The following is an 18,946-nucleotide window of genomic DNA, read 5'->3' as shown; positions in this document are numbered from 1 at the left end:
ATTGATCGTTTCCGGTATGGGTTGGCGGGATTTCAGAGTCTGGTGTGACGGACAAGTGCGCAGTTATGCTCCCGCCGTGGAGCTCGAGGTGAGGCACCTCCGTGCACTGTGCGCCATAGCCGACACCGGCAGCCTACGGAAGGCGGCGCGTCAACTGGGCATGACCCAGCCGTCCTTGACGACCCAGCTCCGGCGGATCGAGAACACCGTCGGCGGCCGGCTGTTCTCGCGGGAGGTCACCGGCAGTCGGCCGACCCCGCTGGGGCGGTCCGTGCTGTGCCGCGCCCGGCCGATCGTGGCCGAGATGAACGCCCTTGTCAGCGAGGTCCGGCTGGAGGCGGGGCAGACCGCCGACGCCCGGCTGCGCATCGGCAGCACGGGCAGCCGGGCCGTGGTCGGCTGGCTGCGCAGGCTCCGCGCCCGCTACCCGGACGCGGACACCACCATCCACATCGACGTCTCCGCCAACGCGCTGCTGCAGATGGTCGCCGCCAACCAGCTGGACGTCGCCTTCGTCCACGAGGTCGAGGGGGCGCCGCTGCGGGTGCCCGAGGGCGTGGAGCGCCGGGTGCTCGCGGAGCGGGAGCCGCAGTTCGTGGCGCTGGCCGAGACCCATCCGGCCGCCGCGCGGCCCGTGGTGCGGCTCGCCGAGCTCGCCGCCGACCAGTGGATGGTGGACCCCAGCGTGGACGGCGAGGGGCCCGGGCTGCGCCGGGTGCTGGCCGCCGCCGGGCTCAATCCGAGGGTGGTCTACGGGGACTATCTGACCGCCGCCGACCTGGTCGCCTCGGGCGAGGTGGTCACCCCCTGCCAGCCCACCGCGCGGTCCCGCCAGGGCGTGGCCGTCCGCCCGCTGCACGGGGATCCGCTGACGGTCCGGCTGTTCCTGGCCTCGCGGGCGCTCCCGTCGGCCCGTACCGGCGCCGACGGCTCCGCCCCGGGCACGGCGGTCCGTACCGGTGGCACCGAATCCGCCCCGGACCACGCGGCCCGTACGGGCCCCATCGACCCCTCTTTGGACACGGCGGCCCGTACCGGCCCCGTCGAACCCGCCCGGGACCCGGTGTCCGGTGCGCCCCTCGACGTGGACGCCCTCTTCGGCGACCTGGCGGACGCGTACTTCGAGATCGCCTGGGCGAGCGTCGCGTACCGCCAGTGGCTGGTCCGCAACGAGAGCCCGCTGCTGCGCCTCCAGGAGCCCCCGACCCGCGACGAGCTCGACATCCTGGGGCTCGCCGGGCCCGCCGAGGTCTCGTAGCCCCGAAGGGGTGGCGAGAGGCCCCGTGGCCCCGAAGGGGTGGCGAGCGATGACTTTCGCTCCGCCGGGCGGTCCAAGCACACGGGACCGCACCGGACCGCCACGCCATGCGAGGAGCGAGCAGATGATCACCGAGCACGAACCGCAGACCGCGCTGGACACCCGCTTCAGCAGCCCGGACGCCACCGCCACCGCCTGGCCGGAGGGGCGTGCGGGGCTGGCGGCCGCGGAGCTCTACTGGCTGTCCACCGTCCGCCGGGACGGCCGCCCCCACGTCACCCCGCTCATCGCCGTCTGGCTCGACGGCGCGCTCTGCTTCTGCACCGGCCCCGACGAGCAGAAGGCCCGCAACCTCGCGCACGATCCGCGTTGCGCCATCACCACGGGTGCGGGGGTGCTGCGCGAGGGTCTCGACCTGGTGGTCGAGGGCGCGGCCGAGCCGGTGCGGGACGACGCCACGCTGCGGCGGATCGCGGCGGCGTACGTGGCGAAGTACGGCGAGGAGTGGACCTTCCAGGTGCGCGACGGCGCCTTCCACCACGAGGGCCACGAGGCGCTGGTCTTCCGGGTCGCCCCGGCCACGGCGTTCGGCTTCCGCAAGGGCGAGTACGGCCAGACGCGCTGGCGCTTCTGACGCCCACGGAGGCCCCGGGCCGTTCGTGGCCCCGGACCCGTTCGTAACCGTGGCCCCCGGGCCGTTAGTGGCCCCCGGGCCGTTCGGGCCGGTCAGTCCAGGTCGAGCAGCCCGCCGGGCAGCCCCACCGGCAGCGTCTGCTCCGACCAGATCGTCTTGCCCTCGGCGGTCTGCCGGCTTCCCCAGCGCTGGCTGAGCCGCGCGACCAGCAGCAGCCCGCGGCCGCCCTCGTCGAAGGTGCGGGCGCGGCGCATATGCGGGGCGGTGCTGGAGGAGTCGGTGACCTCGCAGATCAGCGAGTGGTCATGGATCAGCCGCAGCTGGATGGGCGGCACGGCGTGCCGGATGGCGTTGGTGACCAGTTCGCTGACGACCAGCTCGGTGGTGAAGACGGCCTCGTCGAGCCCCCATTCGGTCAGCCGCTCCGTCACGTTCCGGCGGGACCGCGCGACCCACGCCGGGTCGGCGGGCACGTCCCAGGTGGCCACGTGCGCCGCGTCCAGGGCGCGGGTGCGGGCGAGCAGCAGCGCGACGTCGTCCAGCACGCCCTCGCCGGGGAGGAGCGTCCGCAGCACGGCGTCGCAGGTGCCGCTCAGGGAGCCGGAGGGGTGGGCCAGCGCGTCGGCCAGCAGCAGCCGTCCCTCGTCCACGTCGCGGTCCCATTCGCCCATCAGCCCGTTGGTGTAGAGGGCGAGCACGGCGTCCTCGGGCAGTTCGGTCTCCATCGCCTCGAAGGGCAGCCCGCCGACCCCCAGCGGCGGTCCGGGCGGCACCGGCAGGAACTCCACCGAGCCGTCCGGCCTGGCCAGCGCGGGGGCGGGATGTCCGGCCGCGGCGAGCGAGCAGCGGTGCGAGACCGGGTCGTAGACCGCGTACAGACAGGTGGCCCCCACATCGCCGGTGGCCTCCTCGGCCCCGGTCTCGGCGGCCAGGTGGATCACCAGGTCGTCGAGGTGGGTGAGCAGCTCGTCCGGCGGCAGATCGACGTCGGCGAGGGTACGGACCGCCGTCCGCAGCCGGCCCATGGTGGCCGACGCCTGGATGCCGTGGCCGACCACATCGCCCACCACCAGCGCGACCCGCGCCCCGGAGAGCGGGATGACGTCGAACCAGTCCCCGCCCGCCCCCGCGTACGGGCCCGCGGGCAGATAGCGGGAGGCCACCTCGACGGCCGGCGGCTGGGGGAGGGTCTGCGGCAGCAAGCTGCGCTGCAGGGCCAGGGCGGTGTTGCGCTCCCGGGTGAAGCGGCGGGCGTTGTCGACGCAGACGGCGGCCCGGGTGGTGATCTCCTCGGCCAGCACCACGTCGTCCTCGGCGAACGCCTCGGGGGTGCGGTGGCGGGCGAACACGGCCACTCCGAGCGTCGTCCCCCGCGCCCGGATGGGCACCGACATGATCGAGTGGACGCCGAACCGCCGGATCGTCTCGGCGCGGTCGGGCTTCAGCGCACCCCACTCGGCGATCGAGGGGTCGGTGGACTCATGGATGATCGGATGCCCCGCCACCAGGCATTCGGCCATCGGCGAGACCTTCGGGTAGGTGTCCACCTTCCCCACCGGCACCACCGACTCCGGGCATCCCTCGTAAATGGACTGCCGGGCGGCGCGGCGCAGCACGACCGGGTCGGTGAGCGGCCCGGACGGCAGCTCCTCGTCCTGGGTCAGCCGGTCCAGCAGATCGATGCTGGCGTAGTCGGCCAGCCGCGGTACGCAGACGTCGGCGAGCTCCTGCGCCGTGTGGTCGATGTCGAGGGTGGAGCCGATCCGTTCGCTGGCCGCGCTCAGCAGCAGCAGCCGCTGGCGGGCCAGATACTGATCGGTGATGTCGTGCGCCGCCATGCAGACCGCGTACACCCGCCCGTCCCTCGCCTGCAGCGGGGCGAACCGGGCCGACCAGGCCTGCTCGTTGATCTCGCCGCTTCCGGCGCGCAGATACGTCTCCACCTCGCGCGGTTCGCCGGTGGTCAGCACATGGCGCATGGCCGCTTCGAGCTGTTCGCTCTGGAGCCTGCCCTTGATCTCCGACAGCCGCAGACCGCGGATCTCCGTCTCGGGGAGGCCGGTGACGCGGGCCATCTCGGCGTTCACCTTGCGCAGCCGCAAGTCGGCGTCGTAGATCGCCATCGGGCAGGGCGACTGGGTGTAGGCCCACCGCATCAGCGCGTCGTTCCACGACTCGGGGGGCTGCTCCGCGCGGGGTGCCGCGGTCACCAGCAGCCAGTCGCCCTCCGGCCGTCTGCGGTGCGCCAGCAGCGGTACGGGCACTTCGCGGCCGTCCCGGTGGCGCAGCGCCACGATTCCGTGCCACCGGGTCAGCCGGGTGCGGGCATGGCTGACCTCGGCGCCCGCCGCGCGGCCCGGATCGGCCAGCAGCTCGGCGGCCGGCCGCCCCACGACATCGGGGGACGGATGCCCGAGCAGCCGACGGGCGCCCTCGTTCCAGCTGGTCAGCGTCCCGTCATCGCTGACGGTCGCTCGTGCCGTATCCGCTTCGTCGAAGTCGCCCCGCTCCCGCGCGGAGCCGCTGTCGTGGCGCTTCATCCTCGCCATCCCTCCGGGACGGCACCGGGTCCGTCCACCAGGGCTCCCTTCCAGCCTGGTCCACTCCGGTCCGGGCATCAACCACAGCCCGGAGCCCGGAGCGGACGCCTTGGGGAGCGCGCGGGTCAGACCACCGCGGGCCGCAGATGCCGCCCGGCCCACTCGGCGAAGCTCGTGAGCGGGAGGCCGAGGGCGCGTGCGAACTCGGGACGGGCGGGCTGGTTGACCGTGTTCGTCCACTCATGCCCGAGGCCCCACTGCGGCATCCCGGCGGCGAGCGCCTCGTCCGCGGTCATCGACGGGACGGTCAGCTCGGCGCCCGTGACCTCGGAGAGGATCTCGGCGACCCGGGTCATCGTCATATGGTCGCCCGCCAGTTCCAACTCGACCTGGTGGAACCGCTCCGGGTCGGCGAAGGCCGCGGCGGCCGCCGTGCCGATGTCGGCGACGGCGATGAGGGAGAGTTCGGTGCCGGGCTCGAGGATGGTGGCCAGGCCGCCCTCGGGGCCGTTCGGGAGCAGGGACAGGAAGTTCTCCATGAAGAAGGCGGGCTTGAGGAGCGTCCAGTGGCGGAAGCCCGCCTCGCGGACCCGGTCCTGGAGGCCGGTCTTGGTGGCGAAGTAGTTCTCCAGCGCCGCCCAGCGGCCCTCCGCCCAGCCGGGCGCGTCGTGGTGCTGCCCGGCGCCGGAGACGGAGGTGTGCACGAATTGCGCCACCCCCGCGTCCCGCGCGGCGTCGATCAGGTTGCGCCCCTGGACCCACTCGGAGTCGCCCTGGAGGTCGTTCATATCGGGCATCTGGATCGAGAAGACGGCACGCGCCCCCTCGGCGGCCCGCCGCACCGAGCCGAGGTCGAGGAGGTCGCCCTTGACCAGCTCGGCGCCGAGCGCCGCCACGGCCTTGGCCCGCTCGGTCGCGGGGTCGCGGACCAGGGCCCGCACGGGAACGCCCGCCGAGAGCAGGGCGCGGGCGGTGGCGCCGCCCTGCTGTCCGGTGGCACCGGTGACGAGGACGGGGGCGGACGTCGGGGATTCCACGGTCATGCTGCTGCTCCTCGGGCAGAGGGGTATCGACTCATCGACAAGTCGACTGGAAACGTTAAACGGCGGGCCCCGCCACTTATGACTCGGTACGATACGGAGGACCCCGCCACTTAGCAACCTTGGCAACCCGGAGGTGACGCCATGCCCGCCCAGCGCGCGGACGCCCGGCGCAACTACGCGCGCATCCTCGCCGTCGCCGAGGAAGAGGTCGCCACACACGGCGCCGACGCCTCCCTGGAACAGATCGCCCGCACCGCCGGAGTCGGCTCGGCCACCGTGCGCCGCCACTTCCCCACCCGGCGCGCCCTGCTCGAAGCGGTCTTCCGCGAGCGCATCGAAACCCTGGCCACTCGCGCCCGCGAACTCGCGGCGGCCGACGACGTACGGGCCGCACTGCTGGACTGGCTGAGCGCCCTCACCGTCTACTCCGCCACGGTGCAGGGCCTGGCCACCGCGCTCCTACGGGACGGCGAACTCGACCCGGAACACGCGAACCCCTGCGTGAACACCCTCGCCGACGCGGGCGAGCCCCTGCTGCGCCGAGCCGAGCAAGCCGGCGCGGTGGCCCCCGGCGTGACCCCGGTCGACCTGGTCACCCTGGTCGCCGGCATCGCCCTGGCCACCCAGCACCACCCCGCCCCCGCCACCGAGGCGACCCGACTCCTGCACCTGACCGTGTCGGGCATCAGCCCCCGGGGTTGAGGCCGCGGGCGCGGCTCACCCCCGCACCCGCCTCAAGGGTGCGAGAGCTGCATCTCGATGGCGAGGGCACCGAGGGCTTCCTTCTCGGGTGGGTAGATGGCCCGGATGCTGGCGAGCTGCTCGTCGCGGGTGGCGTTCGGGTTGACGTTGGCCGGACCCTCGCCGTCGAGCAGACCCTCGAAGTCGGCGTACCCGGTGACCCGCAGAACCTTCACGTCGCAGGTCTCGTCGGTGCCCTTGATGCGGAAGCGGATGGTGTCGCCGGGGGCGAGGTCGGCGAGGTGCGGGTATTTCACCCGCACCTCGATGGTCTTGGTGCCCGCGGCGACGAGGTCGAAGTACTGGCGGTAGAGGTTGAGCTCGCGGACGCGGTCGGTGGTGTCGGTCATGGGGCGGGGACGCTCCTGGTGGCTGGTGTGGTGATCAGGCGGCCGATCTCGGCGGCTGAGTACGACCGGAAGAAGTGGCGCGGGTCCGAGAGCAAGGTATCGGCGAGGCACAGCAGTTGCTCGGCGTACTCCGTGGTGGTGCCGGGCCATTTCCGGGTGTCGAGCATCCAGTCGGCGATACCGTCAGGCGCGGGAGTGCTACCCGGCCCGGTCGCTATGGCGGATGCCACTCACCTGCCGATGGCCACGGCAAGCTGTGATGCGGCGCTGGCCCTGCACATGCTCCATCACGTCACCGACCTCGCCCAGACGGTCGGCGAGCTGTCCCGCGTGGTGAAGCAGGGCGGTCTGGTGTAACGGGCCGGGTCGGACTGCGGGCCGGGGGGTGCTCGCGGTGCGGACTGCTGCACCCACTGCTCGGGGCGATGCCGATGCGGCCTGACACGAACCGGGGCAGAAACACCCACAAGATGACCCACGACCTGCACACCGGTGGCCGAAGGAAGAAGACCGCACCCGGGCCACTCGGGGCGGCTCGGGTGCGGTCTGGTGGTGCTGTGGAAGGGCGGGGTCAGCCCTTCTTGGTCTCCCAGAAGATCTTGTCGATCTGGGCGATGTAGTCCAGGGCCTTCTGCCCCGTGGCCGGGTCGGTGGAGCCCTTGGCCGCGCTCAGGGCCTTGAGGGTGTCGTTGACCAGCTGGTGCAGCTCGGGGTACTTCTCGAAGTGCGGGGGCTTGAAGTAGTCGCTCCACAGCACCGAGACATGGTGCTTGGCGAGCTCCGCGCGCTCCTCCTTGATGGTGGTGGCACGGGCACGGAAGTGCGGGTCCTCGTTGGCCTGGTACTTCTCCTGGACGGCCTTGACGGACTCGGCTTCGATGCGGGCCTGAGCCGGGTCGTACACACCGCAGGGCAGGTCGCAGTGGGCACTGACCTGAACCTTGGGGGCGAACAGGCGGGAGAGCATAGAGCTGTCCTTCCATTCGTGATCGTCTTCTCAGGTGCGAGATTACTCCGTGGGGGAAGCCTTTTCTCGGGTGCCCCGGGGGGCTTAGGTCAAAAGTCCAGTGCAAGGCTGGGATGCCTGGGATCGTGATGGGTGCAGGGTGAGGACCGGAGGTGCCGTGATGCGGGAGCAGCAGGGCGATCGCGGGCAGGAGCCGGACCGCGACCAGCGCGGGCTGCTGCGGATCGGGCTCGCGGAGGTGTACAACCCGTCGATGCAGCCGACGCTGTACCCCGGCGACCAGTTGGTGGTGCGTTACGGCGCGCCCGTACGGCCGGGGGACGTGGTGGTTCTGCGCCATCCGTTCCGGCAGGATCTGCTGATCGTCAAGCGCGCGGTGGAGCGGCGCGAGGGCGGCTGGTGGGTCAAGGGCGACAATCCGTACGTGGAGAACGACAGCCGGGAGTTCGGCGTCGTGCCGGACGAGCTGATGGTGGCCCGGGCCTGGGTGCGGCTGCGGCCGCTGCGGAGCGCCGGGCGCGGTGGTCAGCGGTCGATGGCCGGGCTGGTCTCCTGGGCGGTGTCCGCCGTACGGCCGGTGGGCTCGCGGTCCTGGCGGCGGTTGCGCTCGGCGCCGGCCGTCCGCTCGGCGTCCAGGCGTTTGCGGGCGCGGTAGGCGGCCACGTTGGCGCGGGTGGCGCAGCGGTCGGAGCAGTAGCGCCGGGAACGATTTGTCGATGTGTCGAGATAAGCGTTGCGACAGGGTGACGCCTCACAGATGCCCAGCCGGTCGGCGCCCAGTTCGGTGAGGTGGAAGGCCAGCCCCATCGAGGCGGTCGCGGCGTATCCCGCGCCCGCGTTGGCGGCGTAGTCCGCGATATGCATATGCCAGTCGGGGCGGCCGTCCTCGTCGCGGGTCTCATGGCCGGAAATCTGCGGGCTCACCGGGAACTCGATGAGCAGCGCGTTCAGCAGGTCCACCGCCAGCACCTCGTCGCCGCCCGCCGCCGCCTCGAAGACCGCGCGCAGCCGGGCCCTGACCGACCTCAGCCGGGTGACATCGGCGTCGGTCGTCCGCCGGGCCGCCTGCTGACTCTCGCCGAAGAGCGCCCGTGCGGCCTCCACCGAGGTCAGGGTGTCGGTGCCGCGGCTCGGCTCCTCGCTGTTGACCAGGCGCACGGCGAGATCCGAGTAATAAGCCAGTTCCACTTGTGGTCCTTACGAACGGCGGTCTATGGTCACATCAGGTTGAGTAAGAGGCGTTGTGCCTACGAGGGTATTACGGGCGGCTGCGCCGAGACGATGACGCATGGCTTGGAGGGGCTCGATGACGGACACCGTCGCCGTGGCGGACTGGCAGGCGTGGCAGCGGAGCTGGGACCGGCAGCAGGAGTGGTACCTCCCCGATCGTGAGGAACGGTTCCGGGTGATGCTCGACACGGTCGAGGCCGTCGTCGGCCCGGAGCCCCGGATCCTCGACCTGGCGTGCGGCACGGGCAGTATCTCGGACCGGGCACTGCGCCGGTTCCCGGGCGCCACCAGCACCGGCGTCGACCTCGACCCCGCGCTGCTGACGATCGCCCGTGGCCATTTCGCGGCCGAGCCGCGCGCCGAGTTCGTGACCGTCGATCTGCGCGACCCCGGCTGGACCGAGCGGCTGCCGCACCGCGCGTACGACGCCGTCCTGACCGCCACGGCGCTCCACTGGCTGCGCTCGGACGAGCTGCGGGCGCTGTACGGGCGGATAGCGGGCGTGGTGCGGGAGGGCGGGGTGTTCCTCAACGCCGACCACATGCCCGATCCGGACACGCCCCGGCTCAACGCGGCCGACCACGCGTATCAGAAGGCGCGGCAGGCGCGGGCCAGGGCCGAGGGCACCCAGGACTGGGTGGACTGGTGGCAGACCGCCGCGCGGGACGAGGCGCTGGCCGGGCCGGTCGCCGAGCGGTTCTCGATCTTCGGCAATCCGGCGAACGGCGACCACGCGGACGGTGAGGCGCAGCCCGTCGCCTGGCATGCGGAGACGCTGCGCGCGGCGGGCTTCGGGGAGGCGCGGGCCGTCTGGTGCTCGCCCTCGGACGCGATGGTGCTCGGGCTGAAGTGACCCCCTGAGCGGCGGACAGACACCGCGAGGGCGGTACGGGCCGGTGCCCGTACCGCCCTCGCGCGCGTGAGCGCCTACAGGACCTTGGAGAGGAACGACTTCGTCCGCTCGTGCCGCGGATTGGTCAGCACCTCCCGCGGATGCCCGGACTCCACCACCACGCCGTCGTCCATGAAGACGACCGAGTCCCCGACCTCGCGCGCGAAGCCCATCTCATGCGTCACGACGATCATCGTCATGCCGTCCTCCGCGAGCCCGCGCATCACATCGAGCACATCGCCGACCAGCTCCGGGTCGAGCGCCGAGGTGGGCTCGTCGAAGAGCATCAGCTTCGGCTCCATCGCCAGCGCCCGCGCGATCGCCACGCGCTGCTGCTGGCCGCCGGAGAGCTGGGAGGGGTAGTTGGCCGCCTTGTCGGCGAGGCCCACCCGGTCCAGCAGCTTCAGCGCGCGCTCCCGCGCCACCGCCTTGGACTCCCGCTTGACCTGGACCGGGGCCTCGATCACGTTCTCCAGCGCGGTCATGTGCGGGAAGAGGTTGAAGCGCTGGAAGACCATGCCGATGTCGCGCCGCTTCTCGGCGACCTCGCGGTCCTTGAGCTCGTAGAGCTTGTCGCCCTTCTGGCGGTAGCCGACCAGATCGCCGTCCACGTACAGCCGCCCGGAATTGACCTTCTCCAGGTGGTTGATGCAGCGCAGGAAGGTGGACTTGCCGGAGCCGGACGGGCCGATCAGGCAGAACACCTCGCGCGGGGCGACCTCGAGGTCGATGCCCTTGAGGACCTGAACCGGGCCGAAGGACTTGTGGACGCCCTCGGCCTTCACCATGGCGGTCATGCGCCGACACCTCCGGAGCGGTTGCTGAAGGAGAGCAGATTGGCCCGGACCCGCTGCAGCGGGGTGGCCGGCAGGCTACGGCTCGAGCCGCGCGCGTAGTACCGCTCCAGGTAGTACTGGCCGACGCTGAGCACGGAGGTGAGGATCAGGTACCAGGCCGCCGCGAGGAAGAGCATCTCCGCCGTGGCGCCGGAGTTCTGCCCGACCTCGGAGGTGGCCTGGAGCAGGTCCCAGTACTGCACCGCGATCACCAGCGAGGTGGTCTTGAGCATGTTGATGAACTCGTTGCCGGTCGGCGGCACGATCACCCGCATCGCCTGCGGCAGCACCACCCGGCGCAGCGTCTTGGCGTGGCTCATGCCGAGCGCCTGGGCTGCCTCGGACTGGCCCTCGTCGACCGACTGGATGCCCGCCCGGCAGATCTCGGCCATGTACGCGGCCTCGTTCAGGCCCAGGCCCAGCAGGGCGGCCAGGAACGGGGTCATGAAGTCCGACCACTCGTCCTTGTAGATCGGCATGATGTTGATGTAGTCGAACACCAGGCCGAGGTTGAACCAGACCAGCAGCTGCACATAGACCGGGGTGCCGCGGAAGAACCAGATGTAGCCCCAGGCGATGGAGGCGGTCACCGGGTTCTTCGACAGCCGCATCACCGCGAGGACGATGCCGAGCACCACACCGACCACCATCGAGAGGATGGTGATCCAGACGGTGTTGCGGACGCCCCTGAGGACCTCGCCGTCGAAGAAGTAGTCCGGGATGGCGTTCCAGTTGACGTCACCGCGGGCGAAGGCGGAGATCAGCAGCACGATCAGGGCGATGGCGATGATCGCGGCGACCCAGCGGCCGTAGTGCCGCACCGGGATGGCCTTGATGCTCTCCGGCGCCGGCGGCGGGGCGTCGACCGGACCCGCCTTTTCGATCTTAGTAGTCACGGATGGTGCCTTTCAGCGCGAGCGCGGACGGGGGAGGGCCGGATCACTTGCCGCCGTTGATGATGGCCTTGGTGACCGCGCCGTCCTTGACGCCCCACTTCGCGATGATCTTGTCGTATTCGCCGTTCGCGATGATCAGGGCGAGGGCCTGCTTGAGCGCGTCGCGCAGCTGGGTGTTCTTCTTGGCGACGGCGATGCCGTACGGGGCCGCCTCCACCTGATCGCCGACGAGCTCGAAGTCCTTGCCGCCCCCGGAGGTCTTCACCGCGTACGCGGCCACCGGGAAGTCGCTGGAGCCGGCGACGGCGCCACCGCCGCGCAGCCGGGTCTGGGCCTCGGTGTCATTGCCGAACGCCTCGACCGAGATCTTGCCCTTGCCGTTCTTCTGGCAGGTCTTCGACTGGGACTTGGCCAGGTCGTGGGAGACCGTGCCGCGCTGCACGACGATCTTCTTGCCGCACAGGTCGTCCCAGGTCTTGATGGCTGAGTTGGCGCCCTTCTTGGTGTAGATCGAGACGCCCGCGGTGAAGTAGTCGACGAAGTCGACGCCCTCGCCCGCCTTCTTGCCGGTGTCCGGGTCGACACCCTCCTGGCGGCCCTTGTTGTCGGTCATGGCCGACATGGCGATGTCGTAGCGCTTGGAGCGCAGACCCGAGAGCAGGGTGTCGAAGGTGCCGTTGTTGAACTCGAACTTCACCCCGAGCTGCTTGCCGAGCGCGTCGGCGATATCCGGGTCGATGCCCATGACCTGGCCGTTCTTCTTGAACTCGACCGGCGGGTAGTTGATGTCCGAGCCCACCTTGATCACCTTGGCGCTCTGGATCTCCTTGGGCAGCTGGTTGAACAGCGGGGCGGAGTTGCTGTTGGACCCGCCCGTGGCCTTGTCCGTCTGATCGCCGCAGCCCGTCAGCAGCAGGACGCCTACCACCGCTATCGCGCCGACGGGGGCCATCCGGGACTTCAGGGTGGCCCCACGGGGCGTGAAGCTGGCGGTCATGCTGGTTCCTCCGGCAGGGTGAGGGGGCGAGATCTCGGGAACACGTTTGTGGGTGTCGCGATCTCGTGTGATTGGGGCATCTTGCCATCGGACGGGCCCGTACGGGCCGCTGGCCATGTCAAAATCGGATAACGGGCGATCCCCGTGGTGCACAATCGGACAGCGGTACCGGCCGGACAGCGGCGGCCGGTGACGCGGGGCAGCCTCATGATCATGCGGGGAAACAGCGCGTGACAGCGGCATGGACTTTCCCTAGAGCTTCGCCCGTCTTCAGGCGTAATGCCTGGTTTTCCGGCGTCATGGCACCAGAACTCGCTCGTCCCTCGGTGCGCGCTTCAGGTAGAACAGACGGCTACACCCCTCACCCGGGGCTCAGGGCGCGTGTGCGACGCGCCCGGCGTTCGTACCCACACCCATGCGGTGGTCATCCGCTGAATGGGACGACGCGGTGCCCGCCCGCTCCGAACCTGGGGCGGATACCCTCGACAGAAAAACGACAAAGGGGTCAAAACAGTGGCAGCGGAGATGGTCAATCCTCGCAGCGACAGCACAAGCGGCAGCGGCGAAGGAGCCGAAGGCGTGACCGACGGGGAGCCCTTCGATCCGGCATTCGCCCTGCACCGCGGCGGCAAGATGGCCGTCCAGGCGACCGTGCCCGTGCGCGACCGGGACGATCTGTCCCTCGCGTACACACCGGGCGTCGCCAAGGTGTGCAGCGCGATCGCCGAGCAGCCCGAGCTCGTCCACGACTACACCTGGAAGTCCCAGGTCGTCGCCGTGGTGACGGACGGCAGCGCGGTGCTGGGGCTCGGCGACATCGGTCCGGAGGCGTCCCTCCCCGTGATGGAGGGCAAGGCGATCCTCTTCAAGCAGTTCGGCGGTGTGGACGCGGTGCCGATCGCGCTCGACTGCCGGGACGTGGACGAGATCGTGGAGACCGTCGCCCGGTTCGCGCCCTCGTTCGGCGGCGTCAATCTGGAGGACATCTCCGCGCCCCGCTGCTTCGAGATCGAGCGCAAGCTCCAGGAGCGGGTCGACATCCCGATCTTCCACGACGACCAGCACGGCACGGCGGTGGTCACCCTCGCCGCGCTGCGCAACGCCGCCAAGCTGACGAACCGTGCGCTGGGCCAGCTGCGCGCCGTCATCTCCGGAGCGGGCGCCGCTGGTGTCGCCATCGCCCGGATCCTCACCGAGGCGGGCATCGGCGACGTGGCCGTGTGCGACCGCAAGGGCGTCGTCTCGCCGGACCGCGAGGACCTCACCGAGGTCAAGCGCGAGCTGGCCGGCTTCACCAACAAGGCCGGGCTCACCGGATCCCTGGAGGCCGCGCTGGACGGCGCCGACGTCTTCATCGGCGTCAGCGGCGGCACGGTGCCGGCGGACGCGGTGGCCAAGATGGCGCCGGAGGCCTTCATCTTCGCGATGGCCAACCCCAACCCGGAGATCCACCCGGACGTCGCCCACCAGTACGCGTCCGTGGTCGCCACCGGGCGCAGCGACTTCCCGAACCAGATCAACAACGTCCTCGCCTTCCCCGGCATCTTCGCGGGCGCCCTCCAGGTCCGGGCCTCCCGGATCACCGAGGGCATGAAGCTCGCGGCCGCCGAGGCGCTGGCCGCCGTGGTGGCCGACGAGCTGAGCGCGGACAAGGTCATCCCCTCGCCGTTCGACGAGCGGGTCGCCCCCGCCGTGACCGCGGCCGTCGCCGCGGCCGCCCGCGCGGAGGGCGTCGCCCGCCGCTGACGCCCCGCCGTGGGCCTGGGCGGCCCGCCGGGGCCCGGGTGGCCCGCCGGGGCACCGGGTGGCTTTACCGACCAGGTGCCGTTACGGGCCGGGCCGTCCCTCAGCCGGAGGGGCGGCCCGGCCCGTGCGCCGTCCGGCGGGCGAGCGGGGTCACACCGTGGTGCGGTTCCGTGGGGTCGCCCCGCGGCCTAAGGTCGGGATCATGTTCGCTGCCTATGCCGCACGTATCGACCGTGACCAGCCGCTGAGCGGCCTCGAACTGGGGGAGCGCCCCGAGCCGGAGGCCCGGCCCGGCTGGACCACCGTGAACGTCAAGGCCGCCTCGCTCAACCACCACGACCTGTGGTCATTGCGCGGCGTGGGCCTCGGCGAGGAGTCGCTTCCGATGATCCTCGGCTGTGACGCGGCCGGGATCGACGAGGACGGCAACGAGGTCGTCCTCCACTCCGTCATCGGCCAGAGCGGACACGGCGTCGGCCCGAAGGAGCCCCGCTCCATCCTCACCGAGCGCTACCAGGGCACCTTCGCCGAGAAGGTGACCGTCCCCAGCTGGAATGTGCTGCCCAAGCCCGAGGAGCTCTCCTTCGAGGAGGCCGCCTGCCTGCCCACGGCCTGGCTGACCGCGTACCGGATGCTGTTCACCAACGCGGGGGTGCGCCCCGGCGACAGCGTCCTGGTCCAGGGCGCCGGGGGCGGTGTGGCCACCGCCGCGATCGTGCTGGGCGCGGCCGCCGGGCTGCGGGTGCTGGCCACCAGCCGGGACGAGGCCAAGCGGGCCCGCGCCGTCGAACTGGGCGCCGAGGGCGCGTACGAGCCGGGGGAGCGGCTGCCGCGCCGGGTGGACGCCGTGATCGAGACGGTGGGCGCCGCGACCTGGTCGCATTCGGTGAAGTCCCTCAAGCCCGGCGGCACGCTGGTGATTTCGGGCGCCACCAGCGGCCCCAACCCGAAGGCCGCCGAACTCAACCGGATCTTCTTCCTGGAGCTGAAGGTCGTCGGCTCCACGATGGGCGGGAAGGACGAGCTGGAGGACCTGCTGAGCTTCTGCGCCGCGCGCGGGGTGCGGCCGGTGATCGATTCGGTGCTGCCGCTGGACCGGGCCCGCGAGGGGTTCGAGAAGATGGCGGGCGGCGATCTCTTCGGCAAGGTCGTACTGACGGTCTGAATATCGCGGCGGCATATCCCCGGCCGTTGTGCGGGCCCCGGCCGTTGTGCGGGCCGGGGATTCGCGGAGTAATACGCGGCTGCCCGCTGACTCTCGCGCTCCGGCGAATTCCCCGAATTCCGTTACGGCGCGGACGGCCGTACGAAGCTCCGCCGGAAGCGATAGGAGCGGGAAGAGGCACCCACCAGAGCGGGGAAGTCGCGCACCCGGTCCCAGGCGGACGAGCCGCCGCCGCGCGGCCCGTCGGCCGCCAGGGCCGCCTCGTACGCCTCCACGTCGGTCCAGCGGGCGTAGTTGAGCACCCGGGCACGGTCGGTGGACAGATGGCGCTCACCATCGGCGATCAGATGGAAGTCGGCGGAGAGCAGGCCCGGGTCGGGCTCGCTCTCCAGGGCGTCGATGACCAGGTCCACCCAGGACCGGCGGGCCCGGGGATCGGGGTCGTTGAAGTCGATCTCGACCACGACGAACAGCCCGGGGTCCGTCGTGGCGGCCTGCTCGGCGGCCGGTGCCCGGAAGCCGCGGTAGTGGCGGTAGTACGCGAGACCGAGCCGCTTGATGTCCGGGACCGCGCTGTCGACCGCGTCGTTGCGCTGCCGGCGCTGGGTCCGGAAGAACGCGTGGTACGCGGCCTCGTCGGCCCACTGGGAGTGGTGCATCAGCGTATCGCCGTCCGTGCCCGCGTAGAGGTTGTACGAGAGCAGCTCGGGCGCGGGCCAGGGGCGGCGGTCCCAGGTGGCGGCGATGGCGTCGACCGTGGCCCGCTGCCGTTCCGGTGTGCCCACGCTCCAGGTGCTGAACAGCGCGGCGCCCACATCGGGCCGGGTGAGCTCGGGCAGCGGCCCGGGGCTGGTCGGGGCGGACATGGTGGTCTCCTCGCGGTTGGGGACGTCGGAACGCCGAACAAGCCGGGGGAGAGGCGATGGGGCCGGAGGGGCGCGCTCCCCCGTGGTGCGCCCCTCCGACGTCGATCCTGAAACTTCAACCGCGGTGCAAGTCAAGCGGCCAGGGGCGTGGGGCTGTGTCGATGCGCGGCTCCGCCGCGGACGATCGATGGCAGGTCCGGGCACTGCCGGTGGAGCGCTTACGGGGGTGTCCGGCGGGCCTTTCCCCTCCCCGCCCCTTCCCGAAACTGGGGCTCTGCCCCAGCCCCCGGGTCGGGGCTTCGCCTCTTCCCGCGGCATCGGTATGCGGCTCCGCCGCGTGGCTGGGGCTCCGCCCCTGGACGCCGGGGTCTGGGGCGGAGCCCCAGTTGTGGGAAGGGGCGGGGAGGGGAAGAGCCCGCCGCAGGCGTCAGCCCACCCGGACTGCCCGGACAGCCCTAGGCCCGGTGGTCCCCCCGCAGCAGCGCCGTGATCCGCGCCGCGGCCGCCCCCAGGTGGTGGCGGGCCTCGGTCAGCTGGGCGTCCGTCACCCCGTGGTCGCGGGCCGCGTCGCGGACGTCGTCCCGGAACCGGTCGAGCAGTCGCTCCAGATCGCGGGCGGGGGCGCCGGAGGGGGTGAAGTCCCTGGCCCACTCGGGCTCCCGCACCCCGGCCGGGCCGCCGCCACCGTCCTTGGCGGTCGGCTTCTCCTCCGCGCCGCCGCCCTCCGGCTTGGTCATGTCCACCCGCTCGACCGTGACGTCCGGGCCGGACGCGTCGTCGCCCCAGCCCCAGTCCGAGCCCCAGTCCGAGCCCCAGTCCGGGCTCCTGTCCGAGCGCGAGGTGCCCGGCCGGGAGATCCGGCCCATCCCGCGTGACACCTCGGCCAGCCCCTCGCGCACCGCCCGCTGCCAGTCGCCCGCCCGGATGTGCTCCTGCGTCTGCTCCTGGACCCGCCGGGCGATCCGCTGGACCTCCTCGCGCGCGAAGTCCTGCGCGTCCCTGGCCTGCTTACGGGCGCGCTGGGCGTCCTGCCGGGCCCGCCGGCTCTCCTCCTTGGCCCGGCGTGCCTGCTCCTTCCACTCCTCCTTCGCGCGCCGCATCTCCTCCTTCGCCTGCCGCCAGGTCTCCTTGTCGCCCCACGACCCCTCCCACGGGGCCTGCTTGTCCTGGGCGCCGCCGCCGGAGGCGCGGGCCTGCTGGGCCGCCTCGCGCATCTCCCGCCGCAGATCGCTCGCGGAGCCGCGGACGTCCTCCCGTATCTCGGCGGCGAGTTCGGCGACCGACTCGCGGATCTCCAGCTCCAGATCGGCCAGCTCACCGCTGCGGCCGGCCAGTTCGGCGCGTCCGGCGTCGGTGATGGAGTAGACCTTGCGGCCGCCCTCGGTGGTGTGGGTGACCAGCCCCTCGGCCTCCAGCTTGGCCAGCCGCGGATAGACGGTGCCGGCCGAGGGCGCGTACAGCCCCTGGAACCGCTCCTCCAGCAGACGGATGACCTCATAGCCGTGGCGCGGCGCCTCGTCGAGCAGCTTGAGCAGATACAGGCGCAGTCGGCCGTGGGCGAATACGGGGGGCATCAGAGGACCTTTCCCTGGGTGCCGTCGGTGGTGTCCGTGTCCTCCTCGGACGGCGGACGGCGCAGCAGCGCGATGGCGCCCGAGAGGGTGGTGGCCTTGAGGCTGCCATTGCCCTTGCCGAGCCGTCCGGTGATCCTCTTGGCGCCCCACTGGCCGGTGACCCGCAGATCGTCGAAGCCGTTGGAGACCGAGCCGCTGGCCGTGTTGGCCTCGACCTCCGCGTCAGTGGGGTGCGGCAGCCGGATGGCGATCTCACCGGAGACGGTGGTGAGGCAGATGTCGGAGCACTTGGGGGCGGGCGCCAGATCGAGCACCATGTCGCCACTGACCGATTCGGCCCGCACCGAGGGCCCGGAGCCCTCGATGACGGTGAGGTCGCCGGAGACGGAGTGGAACCGCATATCGCCGGTGACGGCCTGGGCCTCGACCCGGCCGGATACGGTGTCGGCCTGGACCGGTCCGGTCAGCCCGAGCAGGGTGAAGTCACCGGAGACACCGCGCAGCTCGGCACGGCCGGACAGCCCGGAGACCACGGCGGAGCCCCCGATCACGCCGACGGTGGCGCTGGTGCCGACGGGCACGGTGAGGGTGACATGGGCGGTACGGGTGTAGTGCCCGAGCCACTTGCGGAAGCCCTTCCGGGGGAGGTCGTCATAGCCGACGCTCAGAGTGCCGTCGAGGTGGGTGACCTTCAGCGGCGGGCCGTCGATCTCCGAGACCTCGAGGCGGGCGGGGCCGGGGGCGGCGCCGACCACATTGACCGTGCCGCCCGCGATCTGGATGTCGAGCGTGGACACCGGGTCGTCGAGGGTGAGCTTCTGTGGCGCGTTGATCGACCACTGTGATCGGGCTGACATCCCTGGCCTCCCCTGGCTGGACGCGCGACGCGCCATCTGGACGCAACATATCGTGTCTCCTGTACAACACGATATATCGCGGACGCGCGGAGTCAAGCCCGGTCCGCGCCTGGCCCGGCTCCGATCCGGCCCCGGCTCCTCCCTCAGACGCGCCTGCTCCTCACCCGATCCTCGCCCGATCCGTCCCTGATCCGGGCCCGCGGCCATGCACAATCGCACGAGGCGGCGGAAGATGCATGCCGCAGCCATCGTTTCTCTGTGGGCTGAATCGCACTTTTTGAAGAAATTCCTCCGGCCTGGGAATTTCCGCTAGAGCTTCGCTAGAGTCCCGGTAGAGCGTCATGGAGACATATG

General features: G+C 71.5%; 18 protein-coding genes and 2 pseudogenes. 8 read left to right on the top strand and 12 right to left on the bottom strand.

Annotated elements, in window-relative coordinates; genetic code table 11:
• Positions 1 to 76: 76 nt before the first annotated feature.
• Positions 77 to 1,258: a LysR family transcriptional regulator gene (locus LIV37_RS17775; protein WP_243146216.1), complete on the top strand. Its 1,182-nt coding sequence runs from the start codon at positions 77 to 79 to the stop codon at positions 1,256 to 1,258.
• A 124-nt stretch (positions 1,259 to 1,382) separates the two neighbouring features.
• Positions 1,383 to 1,892 carry a pyridoxamine 5'-phosphate oxidase family protein gene (locus LIV37_RS17770; protein ID WP_020868502.1) on the top strand — a complete coding sequence of 170 codons (510 nt, stop codon included), beginning with the start codon at positions 1,383 to 1,385 and terminating at the stop codon, positions 1,890 to 1,892.
• Between the two features lie 92 nt (positions 1,893 to 1,984).
• Here LIV37_RS17770 and LIV37_RS17765 read toward each other — a convergent pair whose 3' ends face one another.
• Positions 1,985 to 4,432, bottom strand: coding sequence for a SpoIIE family protein phosphatase (locus LIV37_RS17765; RefSeq protein WP_020868501.1), 2,448 nt, complete (start codon positions 4,430 to 4,432; stop codon positions 1,985 to 1,987).
• Between the two features lie 125 nt (positions 4,433 to 4,557).
• Positions 4,558 to 5,475 carry an NmrA family NAD(P)-binding protein gene (locus LIV37_RS17760; RefSeq protein ID WP_020868500.1) on the bottom strand — a complete coding sequence of 306 codons (918 nt, stop codon included), beginning with the start codon at positions 5,473 to 5,475 and terminating at the stop codon, positions 4,558 to 4,560.
• Between the two features lie 141 nt (positions 5,476 to 5,616).
• Here LIV37_RS17760 and LIV37_RS17755 point away from each other — a divergent pair, with 141 nt between their 5' ends.
• The gene (locus LIV37_RS17755; protein ID WP_020868499.1) at positions 5,617 to 6,177 is read left to right on the top strand and encodes a TetR/AcrR family transcriptional regulator; all 561 of its coding nucleotides are present in this window, start codon (positions 5,617 to 5,619) and stop codon (positions 6,175 to 6,177) included.
• Between the two features lie 32 nt (positions 6,178 to 6,209).
• Here the strand turns inward: LIV37_RS17755 and LIV37_RS17750 are convergent, their stop codons facing one another.
• Both LIV37_RS17750 and LIV37_RS17745 read right to left on the bottom strand, forming a co-directional pair.
• Positions 6,210 to 6,566, bottom strand: a complete 357-nt coding sequence (locus LIV37_RS17750) for an ASCH domain-containing protein (protein ID WP_020868498.1) — start codon at positions 6,564 to 6,566, stop codon at positions 6,210 to 6,212.
• A pseudogene (locus LIV37_RS17745) lies at positions 6,563 to 6,760 on the bottom strand (hypothetical protein); the annotation flags it as partial. The gene LIV37_RS17750 and the pseudogene LIV37_RS17745, both read right to left, overlap by 4 nt.
• A gap of 22 nt (positions 6,761 to 6,782) precedes the next feature.
• On the opposite strand from LIV37_RS17745, the gene LIV37_RS17740 reads away from it, so the two are divergent.
• On the top strand, positions 6,783 to 6,923 hold the full coding sequence (locus tag LIV37_RS17740) for a methyltransferase domain-containing protein (RefSeq protein WP_020868496.1): 141 nt from the start codon (positions 6,783 to 6,785) through the stop codon (positions 6,921 to 6,923).
• 214 nt (positions 6,924 to 7,137) lie between these two features.
• On the opposite strand, the gene sodN is transcribed toward LIV37_RS17740, so the two are convergent.
• Entirely contained in the window at positions 7,138 to 7,533 is a 396-nt protein-coding gene (gene sodN, locus LIV37_RS17735; RefSeq protein WP_020868495.1) for a superoxide dismutase, Ni, read from the bottom strand.
• Between the two features lie 160 nt (positions 7,534 to 7,693).
• On the opposite strand from sodN, the pseudogene sodX reads away from it, so the two are divergent.
• Positions 7,694 to 8,002: pseudogene (sodX, locus tag LIV37_RS17730) on the top strand (nickel-type superoxide dismutase maturation protease); the annotation flags it as partial.
• A 56-nt stretch (positions 8,003 to 8,058) separates the two neighbouring features.
• Here the strand turns inward: sodX and LIV37_RS17725 are convergent.
• Positions 8,059 to 8,721, bottom strand: a complete 663-nt coding sequence (locus LIV37_RS17725; RefSeq protein ID WP_020868494.1) for a CGNR zinc finger domain-containing protein — start codon at positions 8,719 to 8,721, stop codon at positions 8,059 to 8,061.
• Between the two features lie 118 nt (positions 8,722 to 8,839).
• Between LIV37_RS17725 and LIV37_RS17720 the strand changes: the two genes are divergently transcribed.
• Positions 8,840 to 9,616, top strand: a complete 777-nt coding sequence (locus tag LIV37_RS17720) for a class I SAM-dependent methyltransferase (protein WP_020868493.1) — start codon at positions 8,840 to 8,842, stop codon at positions 9,614 to 9,616.
• A 74-nt stretch (positions 9,617 to 9,690) separates the two neighbouring features.
• Here LIV37_RS17720 and LIV37_RS17715 read toward each other — a convergent pair whose 3' ends face one another.
• From LIV37_RS17715 to LIV37_RS17705, 3 genes are read right to left on the bottom strand one after another with little or no spacing between them, the layout of a single operon-like run.
• On the bottom strand, positions 9,691 to 10,443 hold the full coding sequence (locus tag LIV37_RS17715) for an amino acid ABC transporter ATP-binding protein (protein WP_121825398.1): 753 nt from the start codon (positions 10,441 to 10,443) through the stop codon (positions 9,691 to 9,693).
• Between the two features lie 5 nt (positions 10,444 to 10,448).
• Positions 10,449 to 11,387, bottom strand: a complete 939-nt coding sequence (locus LIV37_RS17710) for an amino acid ABC transporter permease (protein ID WP_020868491.1) — start codon at positions 11,385 to 11,387, stop codon at positions 10,449 to 10,451.
• Between the two features lie 43 nt (positions 11,388 to 11,430).
• Complete coding sequence (locus LIV37_RS17705; RefSeq protein WP_020868490.1) at positions 11,431 to 12,384, bottom strand: ABC transporter substrate-binding protein; 954 nt, start codon at positions 12,382 to 12,384, stop codon at positions 11,431 to 11,433.
• Positions 12,385 to 12,897: 513 nt separating this feature from the next.
• Here LIV37_RS17705 and LIV37_RS17700 point away from each other — a divergent pair.
• Together LIV37_RS17700 and LIV37_RS17695 are read left to right on the top strand one after the other, a co-directional pair.
• The gene (locus LIV37_RS17700; protein ID WP_121824819.1) at positions 12,898 to 14,130 is read left to right on the top strand and encodes an NAD(P)-dependent malic enzyme; all 1,233 of its coding nucleotides are present in this window, start codon (positions 12,898 to 12,900) and stop codon (positions 14,128 to 14,130) included.
• Between the two features lie 202 nt (positions 14,131 to 14,332).
• Positions 14,333 to 15,295, top strand: coding sequence for a zinc-binding dehydrogenase (locus LIV37_RS17695; protein ID WP_020868488.1), 963 nt, complete (start codon positions 14,333 to 14,335; stop codon positions 15,293 to 15,295).
• 122 nt (positions 15,296 to 15,417) lie between these two features.
• Here the strand turns inward: LIV37_RS17695 and LIV37_RS17690 are convergent, their stop codons facing one another.
• The 3 genes from LIV37_RS17690 to LIV37_RS17680 all read right to left on the bottom strand — a co-directional run bounded on the left by LIV37_RS17690 (position 15,418) and on the right by LIV37_RS17680 (position 18,592).
• A complete protein-coding gene (locus LIV37_RS17690) occupies positions 15,418 to 16,161 on the bottom strand; it encodes an antibiotic biosynthesis monooxygenase (protein ID WP_020868487.1) in 744 nt (247 codons plus the stop codon).
• A 455-nt stretch (positions 16,162 to 16,616) separates the two neighbouring features.
• Entirely contained in the window at positions 16,617 to 17,735 is a 1,119-nt protein-coding gene (locus LIV37_RS17685; RefSeq protein WP_020868486.1) for a PadR family transcriptional regulator, read from the bottom strand.
• The gene (locus LIV37_RS17680) at positions 17,735 to 18,592 is read right to left on the bottom strand and encodes a DUF4097 family beta strand repeat-containing protein (protein ID WP_020868485.1); all 858 of its coding nucleotides are present in this window, start codon (positions 18,590 to 18,592) and stop codon (positions 17,735 to 17,737) included. Before LIV37_RS17680 ends, LIV37_RS17685 begins: the two co-directional genes overlap by 1 nt.
• Positions 18,593 to 18,946: the final 354 nt, after the last annotated feature.

Origin of the sequence: Streptomyces rapamycinicus NRRL 5491 (assembly GCF_024298965.1) — a bacterium.
GTDB lineage: Bacteria > Actinomycetota > Actinomycetes > Streptomycetales > Streptomycetaceae > Streptomyces > Streptomyces rapamycinicus.
The sequence above is the reverse complement of the archived record's forward strand: the minus strand, read 5'-3'. Positions and strand labels throughout refer to the sequence as shown.